General features: G+C 59.0%; 23 protein-coding genes. 13 read left to right on the plus strand and 10 right to left on the minus strand.

Features of this window, described 5'->3' with window-relative positions; genetic code table 11:
• The first annotated feature begins 151 nt into the window (after positions 1-151).
• Positions 152-1,354: a TIGR03862 family flavoprotein gene (locus GLP52_RS13240; RefSeq protein ID WP_237271079.1), complete on the plus strand. Its 1,203-nt coding sequence runs from the start codon at positions 152-154 to the stop codon at positions 1,352-1,354.
• Here the strand turns inward: GLP52_RS13240 and GLP52_RS13245 are convergent.
• From GLP52_RS13245 to GLP52_RS13265, 5 genes are all read right to left on the minus strand, one after another.
• Entirely contained in the window at positions 1,351-1,941 is a 591-nt protein-coding gene (locus GLP52_RS13245) for a glutathione S-transferase family protein (RefSeq protein WP_093731995.1), read from the minus strand. The genes GLP52_RS13240 and GLP52_RS13245 overlap by 4 nt on opposite strands.
• Before the next feature lie 30 nt (positions 1,942-1,971).
• The gene (gene holA, locus GLP52_RS13250; RefSeq protein WP_237271080.1) at positions 1,972-2,970 is read right to left on the minus strand and encodes a DNA polymerase III subunit delta; all 999 of its coding nucleotides are present in this window, start codon (positions 2,968-2,970) and stop codon (positions 1,972-1,974) included.
• Positions 2,967-3,452, minus strand: coding sequence for an LPS assembly lipoprotein LptE (gene lptE, locus GLP52_RS13255; RefSeq protein ID WP_237271081.1), 486 nt, complete (start codon positions 3,450-3,452; stop codon positions 2,967-2,969). The genes holA and lptE overlap by 4 nt, the downstream gene beginning before the upstream one ends.
• Positions 3,439-5,985, minus strand: a complete 2,547-nt coding sequence (leuS, locus tag GLP52_RS13260; RefSeq protein ID WP_237273568.1) for a leucine--tRNA ligase — start codon at positions 5,983-5,985, stop codon at positions 3,439-3,441. Before leuS ends, lptE begins: the two co-directional genes overlap by 14 nt.
• Positions 5,986-6,070: 85 nt before the next feature.
• A complete protein-coding gene (locus GLP52_RS13265; RefSeq protein WP_093731991.1) occupies positions 6,071-6,568 on the minus strand; it encodes a DUF3576 domain-containing protein in 498 nt (165 codons plus the stop codon).
• A gap of 286 nt (positions 6,569-6,854) precedes the next feature.
• On the opposite strand from GLP52_RS13265, the gene GLP52_RS13270 reads away from it, so the two are divergent.
• Together GLP52_RS13270 and GLP52_RS13275 are read left to right on the plus strand one after the other, a co-directional pair.
• A complete protein-coding gene (locus GLP52_RS13270; protein ID WP_237271083.1) occupies positions 6,855-7,823 on the plus strand; it encodes a porin in 969 nt (322 codons plus the stop codon).
• Between the two features lie 103 nt (positions 7,824-7,926).
• Complete coding sequence (locus tag GLP52_RS13275; protein ID WP_009825512.1) at positions 7,927-8,580, plus strand: YggS family pyridoxal phosphate-dependent enzyme; 654 nt, start codon at positions 7,927-7,929, stop codon at positions 8,578-8,580.
• Positions 8,581-8,589: 9 nt separating this feature from the next.
• Here the strand turns inward: GLP52_RS13275 and GLP52_RS13280 are convergent, their stop codons facing one another.
• A complete protein-coding gene (locus GLP52_RS13280; RefSeq protein WP_237271084.1) occupies positions 8,590-9,081 on the minus strand; it encodes a L,D-transpeptidase family protein in 492 nt (163 codons plus the stop codon).
• On the minus strand, positions 9,078-10,166 hold the full coding sequence (gene ribA, locus GLP52_RS13285) for a GTP cyclohydrolase II (RefSeq protein WP_093731988.1): 1,089 nt from the start codon (positions 10,164-10,166) through the stop codon (positions 9,078-9,080). The genes GLP52_RS13280 and ribA overlap by 4 nt, the downstream gene beginning before the upstream one ends.
• A gap of 165 nt (positions 10,167-10,331) precedes the next feature.
• Between ribA and GLP52_RS13290 the strand changes: the two genes are divergently transcribed.
• The 5 genes from GLP52_RS13290 to GLP52_RS13310 all read left to right on the plus strand — a co-directional run bounded on the left by GLP52_RS13290 (position 10,332) and on the right by GLP52_RS13310 (position 13,876).
• Complete coding sequence (locus tag GLP52_RS13290) at positions 10,332-11,018, plus strand: response regulator transcription factor (protein WP_093731987.1); 687 nt, start codon at positions 10,332-10,334, stop codon at positions 11,016-11,018.
• Positions 11,019-11,260: 242 nt separating this feature from the next.
• On the plus strand, positions 11,261-12,049 hold the full coding sequence (locus GLP52_RS13295; RefSeq protein WP_093731986.1) for an exodeoxyribonuclease III: 789 nt from the start codon (positions 11,261-11,263) through the stop codon (positions 12,047-12,049).
• A gap of 52 nt (positions 12,050-12,101) precedes the next feature.
• A complete protein-coding gene (trxA, locus tag GLP52_RS13300; RefSeq protein ID WP_138924839.1) occupies positions 12,102-13,022 on the plus strand; it encodes a thioredoxin in 921 nt (306 codons plus the stop codon).
• A 27-nt stretch (positions 13,023-13,049) separates the two neighbouring features.
• Positions 13,050-13,694, plus strand: a complete 645-nt coding sequence (locus GLP52_RS13305) for an LON peptidase substrate-binding domain-containing protein (protein WP_093731984.1) — start codon at positions 13,050-13,052, stop codon at positions 13,692-13,694.
• A 29-nt stretch (positions 13,695-13,723) separates the two neighbouring features.
• The gene (locus tag GLP52_RS13310; protein ID WP_208596018.1) at positions 13,724-13,876 is read left to right on the plus strand and encodes a Trm112 family protein; all 153 of its coding nucleotides are present in this window, start codon (positions 13,724-13,726) and stop codon (positions 13,874-13,876) included.
• A 20-nt stretch (positions 13,877-13,896) separates the two neighbouring features.
• On the opposite strand, the gene GLP52_RS13315 is transcribed toward GLP52_RS13310, so the two are convergent.
• On the minus strand, positions 13,897-15,123 hold the full coding sequence (locus tag GLP52_RS13315; RefSeq protein ID WP_093731982.1) for an FAD-dependent monooxygenase: 1,227 nt from the start codon (positions 15,121-15,123) through the stop codon (positions 13,897-13,899).
• 89 nt (positions 15,124-15,212) lie between these two features.
• Between GLP52_RS13315 and GLP52_RS13320 the strand changes: the two genes are divergently transcribed.
• The 4 genes from GLP52_RS13320 (at position 15,213) to GLP52_RS13335 (ending at position 21,546) form a co-directional block, all read left to right on the plus strand.
• The gene (locus GLP52_RS13320) at positions 15,213-16,541 is read left to right on the plus strand and encodes an amidase (protein ID WP_237271085.1); all 1,329 of its coding nucleotides are present in this window, start codon (positions 15,213-15,215) and stop codon (positions 16,539-16,541) included.
• A gap of 109 nt (positions 16,542-16,650) precedes the next feature.
• On the plus strand, positions 16,651-17,832 hold the full coding sequence (locus GLP52_RS13325) for an aminotransferase class I/II-fold pyridoxal phosphate-dependent enzyme (RefSeq protein WP_237273593.1): 1,182 nt from the start codon (positions 16,651-16,653) through the stop codon (positions 17,830-17,832).
• Positions 17,833-17,849: 17 nt separating this feature from the next.
• Positions 17,850-20,771 (plus strand): DNA translocase FtsK, encoded by a 2,922-nt coding sequence (locus tag GLP52_RS13330; RefSeq protein ID WP_237273569.1) that lies wholly within the window; start codon positions 17,850-17,852, stop codon positions 20,769-20,771.
• 172 nt (positions 20,772-20,943) lie between these two features.
• On the plus strand, positions 20,944-21,546 hold the full coding sequence (locus GLP52_RS13335; protein WP_237271087.1) for a LolA family protein: 603 nt from the start codon (positions 20,944-20,946) through the stop codon (positions 21,544-21,546).
• Between the two features lie 57 nt (positions 21,547-21,603).
• Here GLP52_RS13335 and GLP52_RS13340 read toward each other — a convergent pair whose 3' ends face one another.
• Positions 21,604-22,194, minus strand: a complete 591-nt coding sequence (locus GLP52_RS13340) for a transglycosylase SLT domain-containing protein (protein ID WP_237271088.1) — start codon at positions 22,192-22,194, stop codon at positions 21,604-21,606.
• 424 nt (positions 22,195-22,618) lie between these two features.
• On the opposite strand from GLP52_RS13340, the gene hspQ reads away from it, so the two are divergent.
• A complete protein-coding gene (hspQ, locus tag GLP52_RS13345; protein WP_005850331.1) occupies positions 22,619-22,945 on the plus strand; it encodes a heat shock protein HspQ in 327 nt (108 codons plus the stop codon).
• 36 nt (positions 22,946-22,981) lie between these two features.
• Here hspQ and GLP52_RS13350 read toward each other — a convergent pair whose 3' ends face one another.
• The gene (locus GLP52_RS13350) at positions 22,982-24,559 is read right to left on the minus strand and encodes a gamma-glutamyltransferase family protein (RefSeq protein WP_237271089.1); all 1,578 of its coding nucleotides are present in this window, start codon (positions 24,557-24,559) and stop codon (positions 22,982-22,984) included.
• Between the last annotated feature and the right edge of the window lie 130 nt (positions 24,560-24,689).

Raw genomic sequence — 24,689 nt, forward strand, 5'->3', positions numbered from 1 at the left:
AGCAAGGTGAGACCCGAGATGATTAAAATGATGCGCATATTTTGCCCTCTTGTTGGAATAATCACGATCGTCGTGCATTTGGTTTAAGGTCAAGTTAATGGTGTCGCTGTAACAAATAGCTATACCCTTAATCCGATTGAAAGAGCATGTCATGACATCAAATATTTTTCCCGCCCGGCGCGGGGTTGTCATTGGCGCGGGGCCTGCTGGGTTGATGGCGGCCGAAATGATGGCGGCCGCAGGGCTTTCTGTCACCGTCTGTGATCATAAACCGTCTGTCGCGCGCAAGCTGTTGATGGCCGGAAAATCAGGGCTGAACATCACTAAGGCCGAAGAACGCACCAAGTTTTTAAACGCGTTTACGACGGCAAAAGGGCCGCTTAAACCTATTCTGAACAGTTTCGATGCGCCTGCGGTGCAAGGCTGGGCGGAAGAATTAGGGCAAAACCTGTTCACCGGAACGACGGGGCGGGTGTTCCCAACAGTGATGAAGGCGTCGCCGTTGCTGCGCGCGTGGTTGGCACGTCTGTCGGACGAAGGTGTAGACCTGAAAACACGCTGGCGCTGGACCGGATGGGACGACGGCACGCCGGTTTTCGATACCCCTGATGGAATGCAACATCTACCGGTCGATGTAACGGTGCTGGCCATGGGCGGGGCAAGTTGGTCACGGCTGGGTGCCACTGGCGCATGGGCCTTACCCTTGCGTGACGCGGGCGTTGATATCGCCCCCTTTGCGCCTGCCAATGCCGGTATCGCGATGAAATGGTCGGCGCATATGGGGGCGCATTTCGGTGCGGCGCTGAAAGGCATCGGTTTGAAATCAGGAACTTACCGGTCCCGGGGGGAGGCGGTGATCTCTGCTCGGGGATTGGAAGGGGGCGGGATCTACACGGTTTCGCGCGGGCTGCGCGAGGGGCACCCGTTGATGCTGGACCTGCTGCCCGATCAAACGCGCGAGGCGCTGACAGAAAAGCTCGCTAAGCCACGCGGCAAGATGAGCCTTGCAAACTATTTGCGCAAAACGCTCAAGCTGGATGTGGCCAAGATTGCGCTGCTACAAGAAATGGCGCGACCCTTGCCGGGGGATGCTGCGGACCTGGCAAAACTGCTCAAGGCGTTGCCAGTGAAACACGCGGGATTGCGGCCGCTGGACGAAGCAATTTCCACTGCTGGTGGCGTGAAATTCGACGCGGTGGACGACGGGCTGATGCTGCGCGCACGCCCCGGTGTGTTCGTTGCAGGCGAAATGCTGGATTGGGAAGCGCCTACTGGCGGATATTTGATTTCGGCCTGCCTTGCGACAGGCCGATGGGCAGGTCAACATGCCGCCGCTTGGGCGCAACGGGATTAATCCTCGCGGGTCGCTGCGGCCTTGAACGCAGGGCGGTCGCGCATGGATTTGGCCCAATTCCCGAGCTTGTCATCCACCCGGGCAAAGCCCGCGCCGATGGACCAGTTGATGCAATGGGTCGCCAGCAAATCCGGTATCGTCACCTGCTCGCCCATCAGAAAGGGGCCGTCCAATCTGTCGGACAAATTTGCGGCGGAGCGGGCGAACTCCGCTTTCAGGCTGTCCTTGATCTCGGGGACGCGCTGCTCTTCGGGGAAAACAAAGCTGTGTTTGGCGGCCGCCCAAAGGATCGCGTCCATCTCGTCGATCAGCCAAAAGGTCAGCGCATCCTGACGCGCACGGGCCGGGGTCCCGGCAGGGGCCGTCAGCGCGCTGTGTTTATCCGCAAGATACTGCATTATCGCAACCGAATCGGTCAGAACCTCATCGCCGTCGACCAGCGCCGGAATTTTGCCCGACGGGTTGTATTGCTTCGCCGCGTCCGAGCGCGGCCCGCAGGGCACGTGTTCATAGGGCTGACCAAGTTCTTCGAGCATCCACATGACGCGCATCGCCCGTGATTTTGTCGCTCCGATTACCTTATACATCGACATTCCCTCCCAAGAATTAACCTGATTTTAGCGTTGTGCGCCCAGCATCGCGAGGCGGATAAAAGCACGTTCGACCAGCGCCATCGTCGGCGCATGTTGCCCCGCCGACCTGAGCGTCAGGTCGGTGTCCGTCAGCACGGTCAGCGCCGTTTCAAGCTTGGCTGCCCCCCAGCTTTTGGCTTGTCGCATGGCGCGGTCGCGATCGCGCACACCCCAGATCTGTCCGCCCGGATTGCTCGCGATGCGGTAAAGCGTACGAAAGTGACGTGTCGCCATGATGATCAAGGTGACGGCATTTACCCCCTGTGCCTGCAGCTTTGCCATAACCGGCCCGATGTCTCCTGCGCGGGCCTCGGCTACCACATGCAGAATGTCGTCGACCTCTGCTTCGGTAGAGGTGGGTGCGCAATTGGCGACATCCTCGGCGGTAAGCGGGCCAGCGTCGCCGATCTTGTAGAGTGTAATCTTATCAACCATTTGACGAAAATCGCCCGGATCGAGCACACGCGCCAGTTCGGTCAGCACCCCCATCGCGTCAGGCTCGGGGCTTAGCTTTGCCTCGGCGAGCACACGTTCAATCTCTGCTCGGTCAGGCGGATTGTCGTAAATCGGGGTCGCAAAAGCATTTTTATGGGCTTCAAACGCCTTGAGCACCTTGGAGGTTTTTTTGAGATCGCCGGCTGTTACCACAATTTGCGCATCGCCCGGCTGCCAGTCGGCCAGCGCATCAGACAGAATTTTGGCGATATTGTCATTGGCATCTTCAACGAAGGCCGCACGGGGGCCGGGGAAAAAGCCGACGGCCTTTATCGCATCAAGAAGCATCGGCGCGTCACGGCGCAGATCGGCGGCCTGAATACGGGTCAGGCGCATTTCCTCTTCTGCGTTGGGACCCAATAGGTTTTTCAGAAAGCTTTGCCGCTTCAGCGCGACACGCATCGCGTCGCCGCCATAGATCAAAAGCCCGGTCTTGTTCGGATCGGGCTTGGCGAAATAGGCATTCGCGTCGCGCGGGGGCAGCTTCATCGGGCCAGATCAGCCGCATAAAGGCGTGTGACCAGCTGCTCTGCCAACATGACCATCAACCGCTTTTGCGCATCCCGTTCTGCTGCGAGCGTGGCAACAGTCGATCCGGTCGCGGAATAGCCCGTAAAATTTTCGACATTTCCCGACGTGACAACTTGGCCGGTGGAGATGTTGCGCAAGGCGAAATCGACATCGCCGACCAAGTTATAGCGTGTGGTGTTGTCCTCGCTATCGATCGCCAACCCCTCTTGAGAGGTATCGACCGTTAAAGCCAGCGCATAGCGGGGGCTGTCGGCGCGGCCCAACCGTGTCTCGATCTCGCGGACCAGCGTATAGGAGAACGCGTCATCCGGCGCGTCGACCTGTACCGCATTTTGCAACGCGGTACCGCTGCCGCCGGGGCCATAAACGGGTTGGAACCCGCAGGCCGCCAGCGCCAGCAGGGGCACAGCAAAAAGAAAACGGCGGTTAAGCAACGACATTGACGATCCGTCCCGGCACAACAATGACCTTTTTGGGCGTGGCCCCATCCAGAGTACGAATGACAGCTTCGTGGTTGAGCGCGATCTTTTCAACCTCTTCCTTCGACATATCCGCAGGGACTTGGATTTCCGCGCGGCGCTTGCCGTTGATCTGGATCGGCAGTGTAACGGTATCATCGACCAGCATAGCGTCGTCGGCTTTGGGCCAAGCAGAGGTGGTGATGAGATCGGCACCGCCTTGAGCGGCCCAGATTTCCTCGGCCAGGTGGGGGGTCATCGGGGCCATCAGCTGCGCCAGCGTCATAATCGCCTCGCGCTGCGTGGCCTTGCCCGCTTTTGATTTCTGCAACGTTGCAGTAAAGGCGTAAAGCTTGGCAATTGCGGCGTTAAAGCCAAAGGATTCGACACCCATCGTCACGTCGTGAACGGTTTTATGCATCGCACGCAGCAGGTCATCGTCGCCCGTGCCTGCCGCACTTTCGTCCATTTCCGCGATGCGGGCGCTGATATTCCAGACCCGGTTGAGGTGCTTATAGGCGGCCTCGGCACCTGATGCAGTCCATTCGACATCGCGTTCGGGGGGCGAATCGGACAGCACGAACCAGCGGGCTGTATCGGCCCCGTAGTTCGCGATGATCCCCAACGGGTCGACGACGTTCTTTTTCGACTTCGACATTTTGGCCGAGGGGATGATTTCGACCGCAGTTCCGTCGGCGAGTTTGCCGTCTGTCACATCCTCCGGCAGGTGGTAGACAGGCCGCCCGTTGTCACCGGGGGTCTGGTAGATTTCGTGGGTTACCATGCCTTGGGTGAATAATGCGTTAAACGGCTCGATTGCTTTGTCGGGCAAGTGGCCAGTGATTTGCATCGCCCTGGCAAAGAAGCGCGAATACAGAAGGTGCAAAATCGCGTGTTCGATGCCGCCGATATACTGGTCGACATTCATCCAGTATTCCGCATCCGCCATATTGGTTGGCGTGTCCGCATGCGGCGCGGTGAACCGCGCGAAATACCATGAGGAATCGACGAACGTATCCATTGTATCGGTTTCGCGTTTCGCAGGTGCACCGCATGAAGGGCAGGTGCAATCGCGCCATGTCGGGTGGCGATCCAGCGGGTTGCCCGGCGTGTCAAAGCTGACATCATAGGGCAGTTCGATCGGCAGGTTCTCTTTCTTCTCGGGCACCACACCACAGGCGTCACAATGGACGACAGGAATCGGGCAGCCCCAATAGCGTTGCCGTGACAGGCCCCAATCACGCAGGCGGTATTTGGTCACGCCCTGGCCCACGCCTTGCGCTTCACAGGCGTCGATGGCTGCCACAATGGCGTCTTCGCCGGTTTGCCATTTCTCGCCTGCGAACCCGCCGTTGTAATACATCTTTTCGGATTTTGCCGGCACGAAGGGAGCGGAAAGTTTGGGGTCCGCATCTTCGTCAGGCAAGAAGGTCGAGGTGATCGGCAGCCCGTATTTGGTGGCAAATTCGAAATCCCGCGCGTCATGCGCAGGGCAGCCAAAGATAGCCCCCGTGCCATAATCCATCAGGATGAAGTTCGCGATATAAACCGGTAGTTCCCACGCGGTGTCAAATGGATGACGGACGCGCAGGCCCGTATCCATCCCGAGCTTCTCGGCGGTCTCAATCGCTTCTTCCGTTGTGCCGCCTTTGCGGCATTCAGCGCAGAAGGCCGCGATTTCGGGCGAATCTTTTTCTAGCAGCTTGGCCAGCGGGTGGTCCGGCGAGATCCCGACGAAGCTGGCCCCCAGCAGGGTGTCGGGGCGCGTGGTGTAAACCTCTATCCGGTCGTGGCCTTCGGGGGCATCAATGGTAGAGAACGCAAACTGCAGCCCGCGCGACTGGCCGATCCAGTTGGCCTGCATCAGTTTGACCTTGGCGGGCCAATTATCAAGTGTGTCCAGCGCCGCCAGCAGTTCTTCGGAGTGGTCAGAGATCTTGAAGAACCACTGCGTCAGTTCGCGCCGTTCAACCAGCGCGCCGGACCGCCAGCCGCGGCCAGCTTCGACCTGTTCGTTGGCAAGCACGGTCATGTCGACCGGGTCCCAGTTCACAACGGCATTTTTGCGATAGACCAGACCCTCGGCTAGGAAATCGAGAAACAACGCTTGCTGCTGGCCGTAATATTCCGGATCGCAGGTCGCAAACTCGCGAGACCAGTCAATCGACAGCCCCAGCGGTTTCATCTGGCCACGCATGTCGGCGATGTTGCCGTAGGTCCAGTCTTTGGGGTGGCCACCGATCGCCATCGCCGCGTTTTCCGCTGGCATCCCAAAGGCGTCCCAGCCCATCGGGTGCAAGACATTGTGGCCCGTCGCGATCTTATAGCGCGCAATGACATCGCCCATAGTATAGTTGCGCACGTGCCCCATGTGGATGCGTCCCGACGGATAGGGGAACATTTCCAACACATAATACTTGGGCTTGTCGGCGCTGCGTACCGCTTGGAACACATCGTTCTTTTCCCAGGCGGCTTGCCAGCGGGCTTCGATTTCGGCGGGGGAGTAAGAGGACATCTTGGCAGACCTTATGAACGAAAAACGCCGGGCGAGCGACTAGCGCGTGGCCCGGCGTTGTAATGGGGAAGGGACGGGTGCGGGCTTAGAATTTGGCGTCGGCGATGCGCATCTCGCGCGCTCGGCTCAGGATCGCATCCTCGACAGCACGAGAGGTCGCTTTGCTCACCGTGCGACCGCCGCGGGTTTGCAGCGCGATGTTCAAAGACCGTGCATCAAGGGCAGGGTCGTCAATCAGGACCGTCGCGCGGTAGGACTGATTGCCACCCGGAGGCGTGCCATAGCCCGTGACGATCACCCCAGTATAGGGATCAATGGATTGCACCGGCAGAAAGTTCAGCACTTCAAGCGACGCAGACCACAGGTACTTGTTCACCGAGACGCTGGTGTCGGTATTCTTGCGGTTGAAGATCGACCAGATCGTATTGTCTGGGTCCATCTCGACGTAGTTCGGGTTAGTGGGGGCAAGACCCAGATTCGGGTCGCGATCTGCGGGCGGGCCGAAGTTGAGCGCGCCGCATGCGCCAAGCGACAAGACCGCCACGAGGGCTAGTGTAGATTTGAATACCGAACTGCGCACCATCTCGACCGTCCTTTGCCTGTTTGCGCACAGGTCTATCCAAGCAGGGTTCGGTCGGCAAGCGCAATGTCTGTATATACTATAGTATGGGGCAACTGTGCTCTTGCCTTCTTGGCCCGGTCGACTTTCGGGCCCGAATATGACTGTGACATAGCTGCATCACAGTTTTGCCCAATTTTAGGGGGGGCTCCGCGATCCTTGCCAAAACAAAGGCAAACGCTGAAAACACACTCATACCTCTACCGGATTCCCCGGTATGGGCATATGAATTCAAACCGAGGGATAACTCATGAAAAAAGTTCTCTTCGCTACAACAGCTCTGGTTGCGACCGCTGGCGTTGCAGCTGCAGACGTTACATTCGGCGGCTACGGCCGTTTTGGTGTTATATATTCAAGCGCAGCGGGTGCCAACGGTATCGCCCAGACATTCGGCGATGACGGCACTGGCGACAGCTCTGTGGATATCACCAGCCGCTTCCGCCTTCAGATCGACGCCACAGCCGAATCTGACGCTGGCGTTACGTTTGGTGCGCGTGTGCGGATCGAGCAGGAAAATGACGAGATTTTCGGACCACCTGCTGGTGATGGTTCGTACAACAGTACTGGTATCAACGCGCCTCGTTTCTTTGCCCGTTCCGGCGGTTTAGAAGTTGGTGTTGGTAACATCTTCGGCGCTTTGGAATTCATGCCTGGCATGTACCCGATCGACTTGGGTTTGACCGGTTTGCAATACGAATACACACCCTACCAGTATGGTGGTGACTTCTACGACTCCGACGGTGCTGGCGCGGCTTCGACCAACAACGCCGTCGAGGTTATGTACTCCGCTGGCGACCTATCAGTTCATGTGTCCGCATCAGACGGTGCAAACGAGCGTGTTGCAGCATATGTTGCATACGCATGGAACGGTTGGAAATTTGCACTGGGTGGTCAAGATTCCAACAGTGCGTCCGATACGGAACTGGCAGCATCTGCTGGTGGTAACATCGGTCCAGCGTTTGTTTCCCTTGCTTGGGCAGATAACGGCACCAACGGTGATCAATTCACGTTGGCTGCACGCTTTGATGTTGGCGCAGCAACAAATATCGAAGCCTACATTTCTGACGCGGACACCATCTTTGGTACGCCGACGCAGAACACTGGTTACGGTATCGATTTCAACCACGACTTGGGTGGCGGCACGTCGCTCCGTGGTGGTGTTGCGAAGCTTTTTGCGGGCCATACGGTTGCGGACCTGGGTGTTCGCTTCAACTTCTAAGTTGAACGATACAGTCTAAAAGAGGGGCAGGCCGTTGGTCTGCCCCTTTTCTTTTGCGCCAAGCTGTTGTTCTGTGCGCCCTTAACAACGAGGGCCGACTGACATGAGCTTGCACGACATCACATCCCGCATCGCCAAAGCCGAAGCTGACGCAGGCCGCACGCCGGGCAGCGTCCAATTGATCGCGGTGAGCAAGGTGCAGCCGGACACCCGCGTGGCGGCTGTTCTGGACGAAGGGCACCGTTATTTTGGCGAAAACCGCGTGCAAGAGGCGGAGGGCAAATGGCCCGCCTTTCAACAACAGTATGACGGAGTGGGCTTGCACCTGATCGGCCCGCTGCAAAGCAACAAGGCGCGCAGCGCGATGGAGCTGTTCGACGTGATCCACACGCTCGACCGTCCTAAATTGGCCCAAACCTTCGCGCGGCTGGCGCAGGAACTGGGGCGCTGCCCTGATATGTTCGTGCAGGTGAACACCGGCGAAGAGGCACAGAAGGCAGGCGTCCTACCGGCAGATGCGGATGCGTTTATCAAGGAATGTCAGTCGCTTGATCTACCCGTGCGCGGATTGATGTGTATCCCGCCGGTCGACGAGGAAGCCGCGCTTCATTTTGCGTTACTGGCCAAGATTGCGGCGCGAAACGGGGTAGGCGACTTGTCGATGGGGATGAGCAGCGACTTTGAAAAGGCCATCGCGCTTGGTGCGACCCATGTGCGCGTCGGCTCTGCTATCTTTGGGGAACGCAGCGCGGGCTAAGGCTGCCTGCTAGACGATCAAACGGCTATGACGGGTCAGCCGTGCCGCTATGTCATGAAGGTGCGCGCGTGAAAACGCGACGCAGCCTTCGGTGGGGTATCCGGGGCGGCGCTGTTGGTGGATAAAGATCGCAGACCCCCGGCCCGGCACGGCATCGGGCCAGTTCCAATCGGTCAGGACCACCAGATCATAAAGCGGGTCAGCCCTGCGCAGTGCTTCGTGGCTGTGCGGGTAGGGGGTTTGCACGAGGCTGTTGTACTGGGGCTGTGTCACATCATCTGACCAAAGATCGCGCGGCCCGATGGGCGCGGCCCACGGCACGGGGGCGGGGATGCGGTCGGGCCGGTATAGCATTCCGACAATGCGGTGAATGCCGGCGGGCGTGGCCTTGTCACCCTCTTGTTTGGTGTGAGTAACGCCGGTTTTGCCAATGGTGCAGGGGTACAACCGCCCTTGAAACCGGACGCCTCGCCGCGTGAGGACCAGATCGTCGGGCGTCACAGCAGGTGACCGGATTTAGCGGCTTTCGTCGCAAGGTAGGCGTGATTGTGACGGTTTTCGCCCACCTTCAATGGGACGCGCTCTGCCACTTTGACGCCGCTTGCCTCCATCATCTCGACCTTGCGGGGGTTATTGGTCAGCAGGCGTACCGATGAAAACCCCATTGATTTCAGGATATCCGAGCCCAGACGAAAATCCCTTTCGTCATCTTCAAACCCAAGACGGTGGTTGGCCTCGACGGTGTCAAATCCCTGATCTTGAAGGGAATAGGCGCGCATCTTGTTGGTCAGCCCGATGCCGCGCCCCTCTTGGTTCAGATACAGCAATACGCCGTTTCCTTCGGACCCCATCTGGGCCATCGCCGCATGAAGCTGCGGCCCGCAATCACATTTCAGGCTGCCCATGATGTCGCCGGTAAAGCAGGCAGAATGCAGCCGTGCCAGTACCGGTTTGCTACGGTCGGGGCGGCCGATTTCGATGGCATAATGCTCTTCTCCGCCATCATCGGGGCGGAAAATATGCAGACGCCCTGCCTCTGACACTTCCATCGGGAGGCGGGCGTTGACTACAGGATGCAGCGGGCTGCGGGCGGCGAGGATCGGTTTGGCCGCGTTCAGATCAATCACCGTCAGGCCATTTTGCATCGCGAATTGCGCGGCGTCTGTAAGGTCTAGTATGACTGCGGCGGGCAGTAGCCGTGCCGATTTTATCAGATCGATCGCCAACCCATGTGGCGTCGCATCGCCGCCGCGGGCGCAGGTAAGGGGGCCCTTCATCGGGTTGCGCAAATCGTCGGCAGGATCGGCAACGGATTTAACCCACCGCAAAGCGGCATCATGCGGCAATAGCACCCGTGCAAAGCTGCCATCATAGGCGTGTGCTTTCAGGGTTTCGGCCCGACGCGCAGTGATCGCCAGCACCGGTTCACCGCCCAGTGCAAGCAGTCCGGTCAAGCGGGCAGGCGTCAGCGTTTCGGCGGCCATAACCAGAACCGGACGCGATCCGGCCAGTACAATGGGAACGCCCAAACGAAGATCGGCGCGGGCGCGTGCCAGTTGCTCGGTGATGTCGGGCCCAAAAACCATGATTTGTAATCTTTCATGTTATGTTGTCACATTTATTAGTGCAGATGCGCGAGGATTGAAACATTGCGCGACAATTTCGCACGGTCGTGTGATCAAATGCCTGCTGCTCTTGTGTGCACGGGTTTGTGAACACATCTGTAAGTCAGTTGTAGAGGATGAGTTGATATGGCCCAGCTAAAGAAAATTTTGCTCGTAGATGACGACGACGACCTGCGCGAAGCGCTGAGCGAGCAGTTATTGCTGACCGAAGACTTTGATGTATTCGAAGCAGGCAATGGTGCGGATGCTAAAACCCGCGCCGCCGAAGCGCTGTATGATCTGGTGATCTTGGATGTCGGGCTACCGGATATCGATGGCCGCGATCTGTGCCGCGACCTGCGCACGCAGGGCGTCAAAAGCCCCATTCTGATGTTGACGGGGCACGACAGCGACGCCGACACGATCATGGGTTTGGATGCGGGCGCGAATGATTACGTTACGAAGCCCTTCAAGTTCCCCGTACTGCTGGCGCGTATTCGCGCCCAGCTGCGGCAGCACGAACAATCCGAAGAGGCGATTTTTCAGCTTGGTCCCTATACGTTCAAGCCCTCGGCCAAGATCTTGATCACCGAGGACGACAAGAAAATCCGGCTCACCGAAAAAGAGACGAATATCCTCAAATTCCTCTATCGGGCTGGGGCCGGTGTGGTGCCGCGCGATACGCTGTTGCACGAGGTCTGGGGTTATAACGCCGGTGTCACGACGCATACGCTGGAAACGCACATCTACCGTCTGCGCCAAAAGATCGAACCCGATCCTTCGAATGCGCGGATTCTTCTAACGGAATCAGGTGGATACAGAATTGTTTCTTAATTTCGGAACCCAAAGCGGGTCCGGTTGTTATTCCTTCGAGAGACGGGGTTTTCATGACCCGTCGATCGGTTTGAACCCGAAGTTTGTATCCGGGAAATGATACATACCTCCCTGTTGGACTAGGCCGGGCCTTTGTGCCCGGTCTTTTTTAGTCTGCACTCCAAAGTCTCTGGAATTCGGCATGGTGGATGCCGCTCATTTCGCGGTAGGGTGTGCGCGATTTGACCCAAGGGAGCTGCCTCATGCCATTCACGCTGGCCACATGGAATATCAACTCTGTCCGGTTGCGCGAACCTATTGTGCTTAAGTTGCTGGCAGAACATGGGCCCGACGTTCTGTGCTTGCAGGAATGCAAAAGCCCCGTTGATAAGATCCCGACCGCCGCGTTTATCGAAGCAGGCTATACCCATATGGTGGCGCGTGGGCAAAAAGGATACAATGGTGTTGCAATTCTGTCGCGACTGCCGCTGGTTGATGCCGGCGGTCACGATTTTGCCACCCTTGGTCATGCCCGCCACGTTGCGGCCAAGCTCGAGAACGGGGTGACAGTGCACAACTTCTATGTGCCGGCGGGTGGCGATGTGCCTGACCGCGAGGTGAACGAGAAGTTTGGCCAAAAGCTCGATTATCTGGCGGATATGCGCGACTGGTTTCATGGCGACAAGCCCGAGAAATCCATTCTGGTCGGTGATCTGAACATTGCCCCCCGCGAGGATGATGTCTGGGACCACAAGAAGCTGCTCAAAGTGGTCAGCCACACCCCCATCGAGGTCGAAAAACTAGCCGAAACCCAGGACGCGGGCGGTTTTGTCGACGTCACGCGGCAAGATGTCCCCCAAGGCAACCTGTATAGCTGGTGGTCCTACCGGGCCAAAGATTGGGATGCTGCCGACAAAGGGCGCCGTCTGGACCATGTCTGGGCCACGGGCGATATCTCGGGTGCGGCGCATTCCAGCCGTGTGCTACGCGAAGCCCGTGGATGGGAGAAGCCCAGCGACCACGCGCCGGTCTTTGCGACATTCGACCTTTGAAATAGACAGACGCGCCCTCATATAAAGGGCAACCCCAAGCGAGGATTTTGATATGATGGATTTGAACCTTTCCCCCGTTGCCGCCGGTGATGCCGATCTGATCAAAGATACCACCGAAGCGACGTTCATGGCCGATGTCGTCGAGGCGTCGCAAACCGTGCCGGTGATTGTCGACTTTTGGGCCCCTTGGTGCGGCCCGTGCAAGACGCTTGGTCCGATGCTCGAAGACGCGGTGCGCGCGGCCAAAGGCGCGGTCAAGATGGTCAAGATTAACGTCGACGAAGCCCAGCAGATCGCGGGGCAGTTGCAGATTCAATCGATCCCGACGGTCTATGCCTTTTTCAAAGGCCAGCCTGTTGACGGGTTTCAGGGGGCCTTGCCACAATCCGAGATCAAGGCGTTTATCGATCGCGTGATCAAGGCAGGTGGGGGCGAAGCCCCTGGCGAAGAGCTTTCCGAAGCTGTGGCAGCGGCTGATGACATGTTGGCCGAGGGCGCTGCCCAAGACGCGCTGGACACCTTTACTGCGATCTTGGGCGAAGACCCGAACCACGCTGGTGCCTATGGTGGCATGGTGCGTGCGTACATCGCGCTGGAGCAGCTGGATCAGGCCGAAGCCCATCTGAATGGCGCCCCGATGGAAATTTCCAAAGCGCCCGAGCTTGAAGCAGCGCATGCACAGCTGCAACTGGCGCGACAGGCGGCGGATGCCGGTCCGGTGGCCGAGCTTCAGGCCGCGGTTGATGCCAACCCCGACGACATGCAGGCCCGTTTCGATCTGGCGCAGGCGCTTCAGGCGCACGGCGATACCCAAGCCGCCGTGGATCAGCTGCTAACGCTCTTTGGGAAGGACCGTGAGTGGAATGATGGCGCCGCCAAAACCCAGCTTTTCACCATTTTCGATGCGCTGAAAGCGAACGATCCCATTGCGTTAAATGGCCGCCGCAAACTTAGCTCGATGATATTTGCATAAGGCGGGCTGCGCCCTAGGTAAGCTAACATGATACAGCAATCAGACCTGCCAGACACAATCGCGATCTTCCCGTTGTCGGGCGCTTTGCTGCTGCCGCGCTCGCGGCTGCCGCTGCACATCTTTGAACCGCGCTATTTGCAGATGATCGAAGACTGCCTGAAAACGCCGGGACGGTTGATCGGCATGGTGCAGCCGAATGTCGTGCCGGGCCGCGAAGGCCCGGGACTGCAGACCATCGGTTGCGCAGGGCGGATCACCCAGTTCTCTGAAACCGAGGACGGGCGCTATATGATCACCCTTGCGGGGATGTCGCGCTTTCGAGTAGTGAAAGAGGTCGACGGCTTTGCCCCATACCGACGCTGCGATGTGAGCTGGGACGGGTTTGAACGCGACCTTGGTAAGGATGAACAGGATTGCACGTTCGACCGTGATACCTTCTTGAACAAACTCAGCCGCTACTTCGATGCTCGCAACCTGTCGGCGGATTGGGATACGCTGCAAGAGGCCGACGATGAACTGCTGATCAACTCGCTGTCGATGATGCTTGATCTGGACAGTGAGGACAAACAAGCCTTGCTTGAAGCGCCATCCCTCTCTACCCGACGCGAGACGTTATTGACGTTGATCGAATACACCCTGCGGGGTGGCCAAGAAGGGGAGATGATGAATTGAACGCCGAAGAGATACCGTTTGACCGCCGCATGCTAGAGGCGTTGATTTGCCCCCGAACCCAGATGCGTCTGACCTATGATGCCGACAAACAAGAGCTGATCTCTGAGGCGGCCGGCCTCGCCTATCCGATCCGCAACGGTATCCCCGTGATGCTGGTCGACGAGGCGCGGATTATCGATTGATACGCTGGGGGCATCTGCACCTAAAGCGCTTTGCCCTGCATCAAACGGGGCAGGGTGCCGGTCAGCCCTGCGGCCTCGCGCATAAAGCCACGCCGCGCATCGGGCAGCGCATTGATCGCCGCCATCCCAACATCACGCGCTAGACGCAACAGCGGATTATCGTTCGAAAACAGCCTGTTGAAACTATCTGTCGCCAAGGCCAGCGCGGTGTTATCGAACCGGCGCCACAGCTGATACTGTTCCAACACGGTGGCGCTGCCGATATCCTGCCCGCGTCGGTGCGCATCTGCGATGACTTCGGCCAATGCGGCGACATCGCGCATACCGGCGTTTAACCCCTGACCGGCAATCGGGTGTACGCCGTGCGCGGCATCCCCCAGCAGCGCGACACGCGTGGCCATCATCGCATGCGCCAATGACAGGCTCAGCGGGTAGGTGTAGCGCGCGCCGGCAAGGGAGATTTCGCCCAGAAAGTCACCGAACCGCGGGCGGAGCACGTCCAGATATCCGTCGTCTGGCAGCGCGTTGATAGGTGCGGCATTGGCGGCGGTTTCGCTCCAGACGATGGACGACCTGTTGTCGGTGAGCGGCAGGATCGCGAGCGGGCCGGGCGGCATAAAGAACTGATGCGCGATACCGTGATGCGGTTTTTCATGCGCGATGGCGCAGACCAGCGCGGTTTGAGCATAGCCCCAGCCGATCCGCTTGATCCCCGCACGCATTGCGGTGCCCGATGCGCGGCCATCCGCGCCGACAACCAGCCGTGCGCGCAGGGACTTGCCGTCTGCGAAGGTCAGGGTGATACCCGAGGGTGCCGCGTCCTGCGCGACAACCGTTTCGCCGTCCAGCCGCGTGATCCGGGCGTCAGCGCTCACCGCCTCTGCCAATGCGCGGCGCAGGTGGCGGTCCTCGACCATATGGCCCATTGGCCCTTCTTCGATCTCTGCGTGATCGAAATGCATGAAGAAAGGGGAGGGGCCTTCGCCCGCGCGCCCGTCCGTCACTTTGATCTCGAGCATCGGTTGCGCGTGGGGTTTCACGCCCTCCCAGATCCCGAGCGCCCCCAGCATCCGTGTCGAGGTCAACGCCAGCGCATAGGATCGCCCGTCAAACGCCGCATCTTCCCGCGTGGCAGCGGGCAGCCTGTCGATCAACGTGACCCGCAGCCCGATCTGCGCCAAAGCCAAGGCAAGTGTCGGGCCATTCAGCCCCCCACCGACGATTGCGATATCTGTATCAAAATCCATAGCTTTAGATATGGGCGTGCAGCAGGGATTGTCCATGCGCGCTGGCGTCGCTACCGTCCCTTTTCCAAAGCATTATTCGAGGAAGCAACATGCAAGAGTGGTTAACCATGACAGCCGCAGATTTGGGACGGGGCATCGGGGACGGCCAGATCGACCCTGTTGTGCTGTGCCAGACCTATCTTGACGCGATCGACGCCCACCCCCTGCGGGATCGCATCTATGCCCGCGTGACCGCCGACCGGGCCCTGGCCGAGGCCGGTGCCGCGCGGGATCGCGCGCGCGCGGGGCAGCGTTTGTCACCACTGGACGGGGTGCCGATCAGCTGGAAAGACCTGTTTGACACGGCGGGCGTCGCGACAGAAGCAGGTAGCGCCCTGCTGAAAGACCGCGTGCCCGACCGCGACGCGCGTGTGCTGGCGAATGCGACGGCAATGGGGCTGGTCTGTCTTGGCAAAACCCACATGAGTGAACTGGCGTTTTCGGGGCTCGGGTATAACCCCAGCACCGCCACCCCGCCTTGTGTCAATGACGAAGACGCTGTTTCGGGCGGGTCATCTTCGGGGGCTGCGGCCTCTGTCGCTTTCGGTCTGGCGGCGGCGGCGATCGGGTCGGATACCGGCGGATCGGTGCGGGTGCCTGCCGCGTGGAACGATCTTGTGGGGCTGAAAACCACCTCGGGCCGTGTGTCGCTTGAAGGGACCGTGCCGCTGGCTGCCAAATTCGACACGGTGGGCCCGCTTTGCCGCTCGGTCGAGGATGCGAGCCTGCTGCTGGCGCTCACCGAAGGGTCCAAGCCGATGGACATGGGCAGCACCGACATCGAAGGGCGTCGCTTTGCGATCCTGCGAACTGTGGCGTTCGACGATATTGAAGACGCCCCCGCAGCGGCTTTCGACGATGCTGTCGCACGGCTAAAGGAGGCCGGCGCGGTGATCGAGGACATCGATTTCGACCCTATCAAAGAGGCGATGCCGCTGAGCGGGTGCCTTTACACCGCCGAAGCCTACGGCCTGTGGCGCGACGTGATCGAGGCGAACCCGGATGCAATGTATGGTGAGATCCTTGAAAGGTTCCGTCTGGGTAAATGCCACTCCGGCCCCGATTACGTCGCGGCCTGGGCCAAGATCGACCACATCCGCGCGGCCTATGTGAAAGCTGTGGCGGGCTATGACGCGGTGCTGATCCCCACCGCACCGCTGTTGCCCCCCAAACTGGACCGGCTGGAAACCGAGCATGACTACTACGTCTCGGCCAACCTCATGACCTTGCGCAACACGCGCATCGGGAATCTTATGGGGGTAGCAGCGGTGACGCTGCCCACGGGCACCCCTTCCTGCGGCCTGATGCTGATGGGCACGCCCAACGGCGAAGAACATCTGCTGCGCGTCGCCGCAGCCGCCGAGGAAGCACTGGCCTAAATGACACAAACGCTGCCCTGCGTCCTGCAATGTCTGGACGCGGGGCAAGCCCTTGGGTACTCTGAAACAAACGGGGCATGAATGATCCCGAACCCGAGGCAGTGAAATGATGTACCCCGAGCGGTTTTCGAACCTTCCGGCCCACGCGTGGCCGCGCCTGCGCGCATTGCTTGATGCGCATGAAGGCGGTGGCACGCCGATCCATATGACGATTGGCGAGCCGAAACATGCTTTTCCAGCGTGGGTCACCGATGTGATCGCGCAAAATGCGGCTGGGTTTAACAGCTATCCCGCCAATGACGGCACGCCCCAGTTGCGCGGCGCGATTGCCGGATGGATCAAGCGGCGCTACGGCGTGGATGTCGATGCAGACACGCAAGTGATGCCGCTGAACGGCACCCGCGAAGGGCTGTACAACGCCGTCATGGCGACTTGTCCCGAGACAAAGAATGGCCAGAAGCCCGCCATTCTGATGCCGAACCCGTTCTATCAGGTCTATATGATCGCCGCGATTTCCGGTGCCGCTGATCCGATGATGGTGCCTGCTACGCGCGAAACAGGGCATCTGCCTGATTTTGCCAGCCTGCCCGAAGATGTACTGAACCGGACCACCGCGGCCTATATCTGCTCGCCCGCCAACCCGCAGGGGGCCGTGGCCACCCGTGCGTATTGGGCCGATCTGATCGCGCTGGCAGAAAAATACGATTTCAAGATTTTCGCGGATGAATGCTATTCTGAGATCTACCGCGACACGCCGCCCGTAGGGGCGCTACAAGTCGCGCGAGAGGTCGGGGCCGACCCGGATCGTGTGGTGATTTTCCATTCGCTGTCGAAACGGTCGAACCTGCCCGGGCTGCGATCCGGCTTTGTCGCCTCGGGTGCCAATACCATGCGCGAGATCAAGCAGCTGCGGAACTATGCCGGTGCACCGTTGCCGTTACCACTGCAAGCAGCGTCGGCTGCGGTCTGGGACGACGAAGCCCATGTAGCCGAGAACCGCGCGCTATATGTTGAAAAATACGAAGTCGCCGACCGGATTCTGGGCAATGTTCCCGGTTACCAAAGCCCCGAGGCAGGGTTCTTTTTGTGGATGCCGGTCGAGGATGACGAGGCTGCGGCACTGAAGCTTTGGCGTGAGACCGGCGTGCGGGTGCTGCCGGGCGGCTATCTGGCGCAAACCGTAAACGGCGAAAACCCCGGTAAACAGTATATTCGGGTGGCGATGGTCGCCCCAAAAGAAGAGACGACGCGCGGGATCGAAGCGATCCGCCGCTGTCTCTATCCAGAATAAGACGAGGGATCAGAGCAATGGCATATCAGACACGTGGGCGCGACCCTTTGCTAGACACAAACATGGCAGAAGCGATCGAAAAGCGCGGCAAGGAATTGCTGGGACTTGGGTTGATCGCCCTTGGCCTTATGGCCGCGATGATGATTGGCAGCTACACCCCTGATGATCCCAACTGGATGGTTTCGACCGATGCGCCGGTTCAAAACTGGCTGGGCCGCATGGGCGCATCGATCGCAGCACCGCTGTTCATGATCGTGGGCTGGGGCGCGTGGTCTGTCGCGGCAGTTTTGCTGGCGTGGGGCGCACGTTTTGCCCTGCACCGTGGCGAAGAACGCGCGGTAGGTCGGTTGATTTTCGCCCCGATTGGCGTCGCGCTTTGCTCGATCTATGGCGCGACCCTGACGCCTGATGCGGCTTGGCTGCAAACTCACAGCTTTGGCTTGGGCGGGCTGTTCGGCGATACCGTGATGGGGGTCATCCTGACCGTTCTACCCATCGGATCGACCTTTACGATCAAGCTGATGTCGCTGCTCATGGGCGTATCGATCCTCGTGTTCGGTGCGTTTGTCTTCGGCTTTACCCGTCTGGAACTGCAACGCCTGTTCCGCTTCATGCTGGTGGGGCTGATCATGGGCTATGCTGGTTTGATGACCCTCTTGGGACGCGGTGCATCTGGCGCGGTTTCAGCGGCACAGGGGCTTCAGTCACGTCAGCTGGAACGTCGCGAACGCAACCGCATAGAGGCCGAAGAGAACGCTGAGTTTGCTGCAAACCAAGGGTATTATAACGATGCGTCGGCCTATGATAATGCGCCTGCACCTGCGCCCAGAACCGGTTTGCTGTCGAAGATGCCGGCACTGGTCAAACGTTCCGATCCGCTGCCCGAACCTGAATTGGTCGAAACATGGGCCGATCCGGAACTGGACGAAGGTCCGAGCGATGACCGCATCAAATCCAAGATCGCCGATGTGATTAAAAGCCGTGTGCGCAAAGGTGGCGGCGTGCACACCCCGTCCATCGCGCCTTTGACACGCGGTCGCGGACGTGGGCCCGATCCACTGCTGCTGGATACGACAGCGCGGGGTGCCCATCGTGCAGAACCTCCGCTCACCGGCGCTCAGGCCCCCTCCCCTACCCGGGTAGAGCCCCCTTTGGTTGCCAGCCGGAGCCCTTTGATCGCCGAACGGCCTGTGCTTGAACTGACCCCGTCCGAACCCGACTACGATGCGGATATGGCGGTTCTGGATGATGATCCGATGTTCGACAGCCAGCTGCCTTTGCAAGAGGCAGAGCCTGAGACGACCATGCAAATCCCTGTCGCGCAGCCACGCAAAGTCGTGCAGCCGCAGGTCCGCAAACCGGTTCAACCCAGCAAGCAGGCGCAGGTCGAAGCGCAGCCTGCGCTGACCTTTGAGGATACCCACCCGGGATTCGAGCTGCCCCCCCTTAACCTGCTGGAAAGCCCCGACACAGTTGAACGTCTTCACCTGAGCGATGACGCGCTGGAAGAGAACGCGCGCATGCTTGAAAACGTGCTGGACGACTATGGCGTGAAGGGCGAAATCGTCGCCGTGCGTCCCGGACCAGTTGTCACCATGTACGAACTTGAACCGGCTCCGGGCCTCAAGGCGAGCCGTGTGATTGGTCTCGCGGACGATATCGCACGCTCCATGGCGGCACTGTCGGCGCGTGTGTCCACTGTGCCGGGCCGCAGCGTGATCGGGATCGAACTTCCCAACGAAAACCGCGAAAAAGTCGTCTTGCGCGAAATACTTGCCGCCCGTGATTTCGGCGACAGCACCATGCGTTTGCCGTTGGCCTTGGGCAAAGACATTGGCGGTGATCCTGTCGTTGCGAACCTTGCCAAAATGCCTCACCTGCTGATTGCGGGGACCACGGGGTCGGGTAAATCGGTAGCCATCAACACGATGATCCTGTCGCTGCTGTACAAGCTGACACCGCAAGAGTGCCGGATGATCATGATCGATCCCAAGATGTTGGAACTGTCCGTTTATGACGGCATCCCGCACCTGCTGTCCCCCGTTGTGACCGACCCGAAAAAGGCCGTTGTCGCGTTGAAATGGACCGTAGGAGAGATGGAAGAGCGCTATCGCAAGATGTCCAAGATGGGCGTCCGCAACATCGAGGGCTATAACGGCCGTGTGCGCGATGCTTTGGCCAAGGGCGAAATGTTCAGCCGTACCGTTCAGACCGGTTTTGACGATGATACGGGCGAGCCGATCTTCGAGACGGATGAGTTCAAGCCCGAGGCACTGCCCTACATCGTTGTTGTCGTCGACGAGATGGCCGACCTGATGATGGTGGCAGGCAAAGAGATCGAAGCCTGTATCCAGCGTCTTGCGCAGATGGCGCGGGCCTCCGGTATCCACTTGATCATGGCAACACAGCGCCCGTCGGTCGATGTCATCACCGGCACGATCAAGGCGAACTTCCCGACCCGGATTTCCTTTCAGGTGACGTCCAAGATCGACAGCCGCACCATCCTTGGCGAAATGGGGGCGGAACAGCTTCTTGGCATGGGCGACATGCTGTACATGGCAGGCGGGTCCAAGATCGTGCGCTGCCACGGGCCATTCGTCAGCGATGAAGAAGTCGAAGAGATCGTGAACCACCTCAAGGCATACGGCGAACCCGATTATGTATCGGGCGTGGTCGAAGGACCATCTGACGACCAAGAGGGCAGCATCGACGCAGTTCTGGGCCTTGGCGGGAACACTGATGGCGAAGACGCACAGTATGATACGGCTGTCGCCATCGTCGCAAAGGACCGCAAATGTTCGACGTCGTACATCCAGCGTAAACTGGGCATCGGCTATAACAAGGCGGCACGTCTGGTCGAACAGATGGAAGACGCAGGGCTTGTGTCGCCAGCGAACCATGTGGGCAAACGTGAAATCTTGATACCTGAACAGGGTTAACCTGCAAAATTTATCGGAACGTCATAGCGACGTTGGGGGTTGGCTTGGGAACAGGCCGACCCCTTTTACATTTGCGCCGTGTTAAACGATATCCTGCTGCGTGATATCGCATATCATGACGCGACACCCTATGTCGAAGGCAAGGCTCTGGAATAAGAATAGGAAGACTATGATGCGTTTTGTGACAACCACCGTACTGGCCATAGGCTTGGGGCTCGCGGCTGTGATGCCCGCCGCCGCCGACAAACTGCCGCTGAACGAAATTTCCGGCTATTTGAATAAACTGAAGACCGCCAAGGGCGAATTCACCCAGATCAACGATGACGGATCAATCAGCACGGGCACGATCTATATCAAGCGCCCGGGCAAGGTGCGTTTTGAATATAACGCACCGGATTCCGGTACTGTCATCGCGGGCAGCAACACCGTTGTCATCTATGACAAGAAATCGAACCAGCCGGCAGAGACATACCCCCTTTCCAAGACTCCGCTGTCGATCATTCTTGCGGCGAATGTGAATCTGGGTCAGGCCAAGATGGTCACGGGGCACAGCTATGATGGCACCGCGACCACCGTACGCGCCCAGGATCCCGCGCGTCCTGAATACGGTAACATCGAACTAAAGTTCACCGGTAGTCCCGTAGAGCTGCGTCAGTGGATCATCAACGATGGCAATGGCACGCGCACCACGGTCGTTCTGGGTGACCTGCAAAAGGGCGGCAGCCTGCCTAACAGCCTGTTTGATGTCGGCAGCCCCGGCAAAACGAACCGCTAAACGAAAAAGGGCCCCAGCAGCTGCGAGGGGCCCTTTCTTTATACTTTATCGATTGGCTTACCAACGTGACAAGCGGCACCCTGCGATCTGCTGTTGGTACATATCAGACCGCGCACGTACCTTGCGGGCCACGGCGACCAACCAAGGTTTGGAATTATAGCTTTGGCGCGCGTAGCCGGTATTGCCCTCGTGGTAGGCAAGATACTGGTTTTCGGCGTCATGCAGCGCAATTCCGTTCTTTTCCCGGCTCTTGTTCATATACCAGCCCATGAAATCAGAGGCGTCGTTGATCCGATCACGCTTGGCGCGAAAACCGCTGGATTCGGCAAGGTATTCATCCCACGTCGCATCAAGCGCTTGGCTATAGCCAAAGGCGCTGGACTGACGGCCCATGGGGATGACGCCGATCACATAGCGAAACGGTGTACGGGCATCCGCAATGAATTTGCTTTCTTGATGGATCGTTGCCATCTGCACATGCACAGGCACACCCCAACGGCGTTCGGCGGCACGGAATGCACGATAGTATTCTGGGCGCTCTTTGAGAATCGCACATGCGTTATCAAGGTCTCGTGGGGCGCTCGTCGGGCCGCCACTACATGATGCCAAAAGCACAGCAATTATCAGGGCGCAAAAGGTTCTGCTCATCGGCCTCTCACATTTTTCGTGTTTTTATTGTCCTTAGTTTATCAGATCAGCCGCCAGACGCCCACCAGAAATTTACCCTAGAAACCCCAGTCTGAGCGGTATTCCCACACACGACGGCATGCGCAAAACGACCGGCCCGCATATTTAGCAACCTGCATTTCGCCATTGTTTTCAATCCAGAACGGGCGGCCAACGGATGGTGCTTGGCCGGTCTGCCAGGACTAAGGCGTCACGCCATCGCGTCGAGACATCAAAACTCGGCCCTCCGCTTTCAAGGCTACACTGGCTGTTCAAACAGATTATGACTGCAATCTGTCCAACGCACATGGAATGCGTTCACGAACTGTTTCCTTGGTTTGGCGTGGCAGGATTGGACAAAAGCCCCTTGAAGGGACTACGAACGAACGGTAGGTGCACCGAAGTTATGATAAGAACGCGCGCGAAATATCACTTGGGCCAGATTGTCCGGCACAAAAAGCATCCCTTCCGAGGGGTGATTTTTGACGTGGACCCCGAATTTGCCAATACCGAAGAATGGTACGAGGCGATTCCCGAAGACAGCCGTCCCGAGAAAGACCAGCCGTACTATCACCTGCTCGCTGAAAATGAGCAAAGCTATTATGTGGCCTATGTCTCTGAACAAAACCTCGTGGCCGATTACTCGGGCGAGCCGGTAGACCACCCTGACATCCCCGATCTTTTTGGTCCGTTCACTGACGGTGCCTATCCGCTGCACTTCCAGTTGAACTGAGGCACAGCGCGGATCATCCGCGCCATGCCGCGCTGTTCAATAGCCCAAGGCACATCCGTCTTTGCGGGCGTCGCTCGCTCCTTCTAGCAGGCCGCTATCATGCAGTTTGATGGCCTGCGCACCGCCGATTGCTGTGGCGGGAATCTCGACCTTGTGGCCCATGTCTGACAGTTGCGCGCGGACCGCATCGCTATAGCCGCGCTCTACCTTCAGGATGCCCTTGTCGGAAAACGCGCGTGGCGCATCGATCGCGGCCTGCGGGTCCATCCCGAAATCGGTGAGGTTGGAAACAAGCCGCGCGTGGCCATTTGGCTGATACGCACCGCCCATCACGCCAAAGGGCATAATCACCTTGCCGTCGCGTTTGATCATCCCCGGAATAATCGTGTGCATCGGGCGCTTGCCGCCTTTCAGCTCGTTCGCATGGCCCTGTTCAAGGGTGAAGCCCGCCCCACGATTTTGCAGCAGGATACCGAATTTATCCGACGCGATGCCGGACCCAAAGCCGTGGAAAATCGAATAGATCAACGATACCGACATGCCGTCCTTGTCCACGACGGTGATATAGATCGTGTCCTTATGCACCGCTTCGGACAGGGCGACGGGGTCGGGCATGGCTTTCTTCGGGTCGATCAAAGCAGCTAGCTCCCGCGCTGTTTCGGGCGCAAGCATATGGGCCAACCGCGCGGTGTGATCAGGGTCAGCCAAAAAGCGATTGCGTGCATCATACGCCAGTTTGGCGGTTTCCGCCTCGAGGTGCACACGCTCTGCGCCCCACGGATCCATTGATGCGATGTCGAAATGTGACAGCATGTTCATCATCAACAGTGCGGTGGCCCCTTGACCGTTCGGCGCATGCTCCAGCACCTCGACATCTTGATACCGTGTGGCAATAGGATCGCCGGGCGTGCAGGCCACAGCGGCGAAATCCTCTGCCGTATGCAGCCCGCCTTGGGCGTTGAGGGACGCGACCATATCATCGGCGATCTCACCGGAATAGAATGCATCCGGCCCGTCTTTGGCGACGCGACGCAGCACCTCTGCCTGGCCAGGCGCACGGAACATGTCGCCTGCCTTGGGAGGTTGGCCACCGGACAGGTAAAAATCACGCGCAGCCCCTTGCAAGGTGTCCGCGTCGTTCCCCCAGTCAAAAGCGACGCGGGGCGCGACTGGCACGCCCTCATCGGCATAACGGATCGCTGGGGCAAGGAGCGCATCCAGACCCATGGTGCCGACACTGTCAGACAGGTGGCAAAAGGCGTCGATCGCGCCAGGAACCGTGACGGCATGGGCGCTGCGCAGGGGCACATTCGTTTCGCCGGCGTCACGCAGATGACTGGCGTCCAGTGCAGCGGGGGCACGGCCTGAACCGTTCAACGCATGTACATCTTCGCTGCCCGCTGGCGAATAAAGCACAAAGCAGTCACCGCCGATCCCCGTCATCTGCGGTTCGCAGATTCCCAACAACACGGCCCCTGCAATCGCGGCGTCCATCGCGTTGCCACCGCGTTCCAGAATGTCGATAGCGGTTTTCGCCGCAAGAGGATGGGACGTGGCGCACATGCCGTTTCGGGCCAGAACAGGGGAACGTCCGGGAAGGTGGAAATCGCGCATTGGTCAAGGCCCTCAGTTGCAAAGCATTCGCGCGAGCCTAGCGTGGGCGATATCGCGCGGGCAATCTTTTAAAAGGATTCGATCAGGAAAATGTGCCTCGGCATTGCGTACTGGGTGGGGGCTATTAAAA

Source organism: Sulfitobacter sp. M22, assembly GCF_021736025.1.
In the GTDB taxonomy this organism is placed as follows: domain Bacteria; phylum Pseudomonadota; class Alphaproteobacteria; order Rhodobacterales; family Rhodobacteraceae; genus Sulfitobacter; species Sulfitobacter litoralis.